We start from the raw sequence: 5,701 nt of genomic DNA, 5'->3' as shown, positions 1-5,701 counted from the left end.
CCTTCGGGGCCGGTGACGGTGACGGCCGGGGCGGTACCGGTCAGCGCGTCGCTCTGCAGGCCGCGCAGGCGCTTGAGCGGCGTGAACCGCCAGTCTTCTTCGCGTCCGGTGAGCGGGCCGAAGTCTTCCGACTTGTACGAGGTCAGGCGGCCGGCGCGGGAGCTGTCCGGAACACCGACGCCGCCTCCGTGGCTGTGGCTCTTGGCGCTGTCGCCTGCCAGCGGGCCTGCGGCAGCGTTGGCCGGGGAGAGATTTTCGCCTTCCTCCGTGAATCCGTCGATGGCCGGAGCACCGATGCGTGCCTTCTCAGTGATCTCAGTCATTAACCTACGGATCCTTCCATCTGCAGTTCAATCAAGCGGTTCAGCTCGAGGGCGTATTCCATCGGCAGCTCGCGGGCGATCGGTTCGATGAAACCGCGCACGATCATGGCCATTGCTTCGTCTTCGGCCAGGCCGCGCGTCATCAGGTAGAACAGCTGCTCTTCGCTGACCCGGGACACGGTCGCCTCGTGGCCCATGGTGACGTCGTCCTCGCGGACGTCGATGTACGGGTACGTGTCCGAGCGCGAGATGGTATCCACCAGCAGGGCATCGCAGACCACGCTGTTCTTGGTGTTCTTCGCGCCCTCGCGCACCTGGACCAGGCCGCGGTAGGCCGAGCGGCCGCCGCCGCGCGCCACGGACTTGGCCACGATCGCGCTGGACGTGTTCGGCGCAATGTGGACCATCTTCGAGCCGGTGTCCTGGTGCTGGCCCGCACCGGCGAAGGCGATGGACAGCGTTTCGCCCTTGGCGTGCTCACCGGTGAGGTAGACCGCCGGGTACTTCATGGTGACCTTGGAGCCGATGTTGCCGTCGACCCACTCCATGGTGGCGCCCTCGTGGGCGATGGCCCGCTTGGTCACCAGGTTGTACACGTTGTTCGACCAGTTCTGAATCGTCGTGTACCGGACGCGCGCGCCCTTCTTCACGATGATCTCGACGACGGCGGAGTGCAGCGAGTCCGAGCTGTAGATCGGCGCCGTGCAGCCCTCGATGTAATGCACGTAGGAGTCTTCGTCGGCGATGATCAGCGTGCGCTCGAACTGGCCCATGTTCTCGGTGTTGATCCGGAAGTAGGCCTGCAGCGGGATATCGACGTGGACGCCCTTGGGGACGTAGACGAAGGAGCCGCCGGACCAGACGGCGGTGTTCAGCGAGGCGAACTTGTTGTCGCCCACCGGGATGACCGAGCCGAAGTACTCCTGGAAGATCTCCGGGTGTTCCTTCAGGCCGGTGTCGGTGTCCAGGAAGATGACGCCCTGGGCTTCCAGGTCTTCGCGCAGCTGGTGGTAGACGACCTCGGACTCGTACTGGGCCGCGACGCCGGAAACCAGGCGCTCACGCTCGGCCTCGGGGATGCCCAGCTTTTCGTAGGTGACCCGGATGTCCTCGGGCAGGTCCTCCCACGTCTTGGCCTGCTTCTCCGTGGACCGGACAAAGTACTTGATGTTGTCGAAGTCGATGCCGGACAGGTCGGCGCCCCAGGTGGGCATCGGCTTGCGGTCGAAGTACTTCAGGCCCTTCAAACGCAGGTCCAGCATCCACTGCGGCTCGCCCTTCTTGGCGGAGATGTCGCGGACCACTTCTTCGTTCAGACCGCGGCGGGCGTTGGCGCCGGCGGTGTCGGCGTCGGCCCAGCCGTATTCGTAGGTCCCGATGCCATGCAGCTCGGGGTTCTTTTCCAGGATTTCGGAAATGGTGGTGTCGGCTACATCGGTCGTCCCGACCGCGTTCCTCATGCTCTGATCCACTTGGTCCGTCATCACGGCCTCTCTTGCAGATTGATGGATACTCGTCTCGTGCCTGTCGCCGGTTCGACGGGTCGAACCGCAGACCTTGTTCGACCCACCGGGATGTGGGTCGTACACACATGTCCCCCGCTGGCCAGCGTGGACAGTCGCCTGACATCCACCCCGAGCAGCCGGGAAAAAACTTCGGTTTCGCTGTCGCAGAAATCCGGGAAATCCGCTGCCAGCTGCTGCACCGGGCAGTGCCCCTGGCACAGCTGAACGGCCAGCATGGTGCTGTGCGGCGCCTGGGTTCCCACCACGTTGGTGGACCCGACGAAGCCGTCGGCGCTCAGCGCCTCCGCCAGCGCCTTGGCCCGCTCTTCAATTCCGGGCCCTGCGGCCTCCACCACCGGGCGGTAGCGTTCTTCCATGTCCCGGTATCGGTTCCGCGCGAACTCAGCGACCGCCTCGCGGCCGGCAGCCTCGCCCAGGGCCGCCAATGCGGTGCGCGCAATATCCAGGTAGTCGTTGCCGAGGCGCGTCTGGCCCTGCCGGCTTAGAACGTACTTGCGGGCCGGGCGACCGGCACCGGTGGCCGAATTCGCGGTGAGCTTGACCTCGATCAGGCCCTTGCGGGACAGGGCATCCAGATGGCGCCGCACGGCCGCGGGCGTGAAGCCCAGTATCTCGCCGAGCCCGGCGGCGCTGACGGGTCCGTGTTCCAAAACGGCATTCAACACCCGGTCCCGGGTCCGCTCCTCGGACTCCGGTGCCTGGGCGCGCAAAGAAGCACTACTGGTCATGGAATACACAACACAATCATGACGTATTCTATTCCGCGCTACCAGTAAGGCAGGCCTTAGCGAAGCTTGCTCTGCGTCGACCGCTCTACGTCCCGTAGAATGTTCGGGTGCCTACCTCCGAACCCTGCCTGGACATCCAGGGACTCGTGAAAGATCTGGGACCGGTGGAGGCCCTGGACAACAAGATGATCCGCGTGATCGATGGGGTCCACATGCGCGCCTATCCCGGGCAGGTCACGGCCTTGCTCGGGCCCAACGGCGCGGGCAAGACCACCACCTTAGCCTGCGCGCAGGGCCTGATGCGCCCCAGCGGCGGGACGGTCCGCCTGCTCGGCCAGGATCCCTACCAGGCGGGAGCCGAGCTGCGCAGCCGGGTGGGCGTCATGCTGCAGGAAGGCGGCCTGCCGCAGGCCATCCGGCCGCTGGCCCTGCTCCAGCATGTTGCCGGGATGTACCGGGACGCCCGCAGCGTAGACGAACTGGCGGAGCGGCTGGGTATCAACGGCTTCGCCAACACACCCATCCGCAGGCTTTCCGGCGGCCAAAAGCAGCGGGTCGCGCTGGCCGCCGCCCTGGTCGGCGATCCGGAGGTCCTCTTTTTGGACGAACCGAGCGCGGGCCTGGATCCGCAGTCCCGGGCCGTGGTGTTCGACCTGATCCAGGAACTGCGGGCCGAGGGGCTGGGCATCATCCTCACCACGCACCTCATGGACGACGCGCAGCGGCTGGCCGACTATGTCTTCATCATCGATGCCGGCAGGACCGTGGTGCACGGCACGGTGGCCGAACTCACGGCGGCCACGGACGAGAGTGCCGGCGTCGAACGCCTGCTGACGTTCGATGCCGTCCCGGGCCTGTCCTTCGCCCTGCCCGAGCCGTTCGCCGCCGTCGAAAACGTTCCCGGCCGTTACATGGTGGCCGGCCACATAACCCCCGCGCTGCTGGCCGCCCTGGCGGCGGAGTGGGCGGCCCACAATGTCATGCCGGCCTCCATCCACATGGCACCGCGCTCACTGGAAGATGTCTTCCTCGATATTTCCGGGAAGGACCTGCGATGAGCGCCCCCGCCGCCTTGATCCGCCGGATCGCCCTGCAGGGCCGCTACGAGACGTTGGGCATGCTTCGCAACGGCGAGCAGTTGCTGATCGCCATCATCCTGCCGCTCCTGGCGCTCATCGGCCTGACCGTCACGCCGCTGCTGGACACCTTCACGGACGACAGGATCGCCATGGCCGCCCCGGGCGTCCTGGCCTTGTGCACGGTATCCACGGCCCTGACCGGCCAGGGAATCGCCACCGGCTTCGACCGCCGCTACGGGGTCCTCCGCTTCCTGTCCACCACGCCGTTGGGACAGAGCGGCCTGATCCTGGGAAAGATCCTCGCCGTGCTTGCCATCATGGTCATCCAGGTGGTGGTGGTGGGCGGGACAGCCCTCGTCTTCCTCGGATGGGAGCCCGCGCTCGGCGGCCTCCTGCCGGCGGCCGCCCAATTGGTGCTCGGTGCCGCGGCTTTCACCTCGCTGGGCCTTTTGATCGCCGGTACCGTCCGGCCGGAAGCCACGCTGGCGATCACCAACCTGCTGTGGGTGCTGTTGGCGGCGGCCGGGGGTATCCTCTTTCCGGTGGCCAGTTGGCCTGACGTTTTCGAGCCGGCCGCCCACGTGCTGCCCTCGACGGCCTTGGGCGACGCCCTGCGCAGCGCCCTGATCGACGCGCAGTTCAATCTCACCGCCTCAATCGTGCTGCTGGCCTGGACCGTAGTGGCCAGCCTTGCCGCCATCCGCTGGTTCAAATGGAGCTAAGTCAATGACCACCGCCACCCCGAAGTCCCGCGACCTCAAGGATCGGCTGCCCGTCTCGGTCACTCGAACCGTGCACGGGCTGGCCATCGCCTCGCTGGTATCGCAGATGGGCATCATCATCACCGGCGGCGCCGTGCGGCTGACCAAGTCCGGCCTGGGCTGCTCCGAGTGGCCCAACTGCGTGCCCGGTTCGATGACGCCGACGCCGGAGATGGGCATCCACGGGCTGATCGAATTCGGCAACCGCACGCTGACGTTCATCCTGGTCATTATCGCCGTGGCCATGCTCGTGTCGCTGTGGCGGATGCGCCGTTCGCACCGCACCCTGTTCGGCCTGGCGGTGGCCCTGCTGTGCGTCATTCCGGTGCAGGCCCTGATCGGCGGCATTACCGTGTGGACCGACCTTAACCCGTGGGTGGTGAGCCTGCACTTCCTGGCCTCGGCGGCACTCGTGGCCGTGGCCACGCTGCTGGTGAACCGCACCGGCATGTACCTGCGCGGCCGCTCCGCCGTGGCAGTTGCTCCGGTCCCGCGCATCCAGGCAACCCTGGGCTGGACCATCGCCGCTACCTCCGCTGCCTCCATCGTGCTGGGCACGATCGTGACCGGCACCGGCCCGCATGCCGGCGACGCCAGTGCCCCGCGGCACGACTTCAGCGCCGACCTGGTCACGCGGATCCACGTGGTGCCGGTCTACCTGCTGGTCGCGGCCATAGTGCTGGCGCTGGTGCTAGCCTACCGCCGCGCCACCTCCCCGCAACTGCGCACCGCCCTTTGGTGGCTGGCCGCCGTGGTCGTGCTGCAAGGCGGCATCGGTTACCTCCAGCACTTCACCGGCCTGCCCGTCGGCCTCGTGCTGCTGCACATGCTCGGGTCCGCCCTGCTGACCGTCGCGGCCACGAACGTCTGGGACCGTTCGACGGGCAAGTTCCCGCTCTAGTCCGGCCCGGCGGCGGGCAAGTTCCCGCTCTAGTCCGCCGGTCGGCGGGCAAGTTCCCGCTCTAGTCCGGCCGGGCGGCGAAGCCGCCGCTACTGTCCTGCCGGCGCCCGGTCAGCCGGGCGGAACGCCTCGATATCCTCCAGGAGGCGCGCGAGTTCGCGGCGGCTGCTCCCGGGCAATGGGTGCAGCGGCAGCCGCGGATCGCCCGCATCGATCCCGGCGGCCCTCGCCAGCGAGTAGAGATTGCTGAGTGGGCGCAGCGACGCGAAATAGGCCATGAGCGGGGCCAACGCGGCCCGTGCCGCGGCCGCGGTTTCCTCATCTCCGGCCAGCACCGCGTCGCGCAGCACCCGGTAATGCGCCGGCAGCACGGCAATCGGCCC

5 protein-coding genes and 2 pseudogenes are annotated in these 5,701 nt (G+C 67.3%); 3 read left to right on the top strand and 4 right to left on the bottom strand.

The window, feature by feature from the left end:
• The 3 genes and pseudogenes from AC5RUJ_RS09895 to AC5RUJ_RS09885 all read right to left on the bottom strand — a co-directional run.
• Positions 1 to 323 (bottom strand): annotated as a pseudogene (locus AC5RUJ_RS09895) (Fe-S cluster assembly protein SufD); the annotation flags it as partial.
• Entirely contained in the window at positions 323 to 1,807 is a 1,485-nt protein-coding gene (sufB, locus tag AC5RUJ_RS09890) for a Fe-S cluster assembly protein SufB (protein ID WP_493999653.1), read from the bottom strand. The pseudogene AC5RUJ_RS09895 and the gene sufB, both read right to left, overlap by 1 nt.
• A complete protein-coding gene (locus tag AC5RUJ_RS09885; RefSeq protein WP_494109226.1) occupies positions 1,807 to 2,586 on the bottom strand; it encodes a helix-turn-helix transcriptional regulator in 780 nt (259 codons plus the stop codon). The genes sufB and AC5RUJ_RS09885 overlap by 1 nt, the downstream gene beginning before the upstream one ends.
• Before the next feature lie 176 nt (positions 2,587 to 2,762).
• Between AC5RUJ_RS09885 and AC5RUJ_RS09880 the strand changes: the two genes are divergently transcribed.
• From AC5RUJ_RS09880 to AC5RUJ_RS09870, 3 genes are read left to right on the top strand one after another with little or no spacing between them, the layout of a single operon-like run.
• A complete protein-coding gene (locus AC5RUJ_RS09880) occupies positions 2,763 to 3,635 on the top strand; it encodes an ABC transporter ATP-binding protein (protein WP_494155810.1) in 873 nt (290 codons plus the stop codon).
• Complete coding sequence (locus AC5RUJ_RS09875; RefSeq protein WP_494076029.1) at positions 3,632 to 4,378, top strand: ABC transporter permease; 747 nt, start codon at positions 3,632 to 3,634, stop codon at positions 4,376 to 4,378. Before AC5RUJ_RS09880 ends, AC5RUJ_RS09875 begins: the two co-directional genes overlap by 4 nt.
• Before the next feature lie 4 nt (positions 4,379 to 4,382).
• On the top strand, positions 4,383 to 5,318 hold the full coding sequence (locus AC5RUJ_RS09870) for a COX15/CtaA family protein (protein WP_494023133.1): 936 nt from the start codon (positions 4,383 to 4,385) through the stop codon (positions 5,316 to 5,318).
• A gap of 89 nt (positions 5,319 to 5,407) precedes the next feature.
• Here AC5RUJ_RS09870 and AC5RUJ_RS09865 read toward each other — a convergent pair.
• Positions 5,408 to 5,701, bottom strand: a pseudogene (locus tag AC5RUJ_RS09865) (dihydrodipicolinate synthase family protein); the annotation flags it as partial.

The organism is Arthrobacter sp. Y3223164, assembly GCF_059091005.1.
The sequence above is the reverse complement of the archived record's forward strand: the minus strand, read 5'-3'. Positions and strand labels throughout refer to the sequence as shown.

What these genes read in the sequence shown, in the direction of transcription:
- sufB (WP_493999653.1), bottom strand. Translation starts at nt 1,807, where the DNA reads ATGACGGACCAAGTGGATCAGAGCATGAGGAACGCGGTCGGGACGACC.
- AC5RUJ_RS09880 (WP_494155810.1), top strand. Translation starts at nt 2,763, where the DNA reads ATGATCCGCGTGATCGATGGGGTCCACATGCGCGCCTATCCCGGGCAG.
- AC5RUJ_RS09875 (WP_494076029.1), top strand. Translation starts at nt 3,632, where the DNA reads ATGAGCGCCCCCGCCGCCTTGATCCGCCGGATCGCCCTGCAGGGCCGC.
- AC5RUJ_RS09870 (WP_494023133.1), top strand. Translation starts at nt 4,383, where the DNA reads ATGACCACCGCCACCCCGAAGTCCCGCGACCTCAAGGATCGGCTGCCC.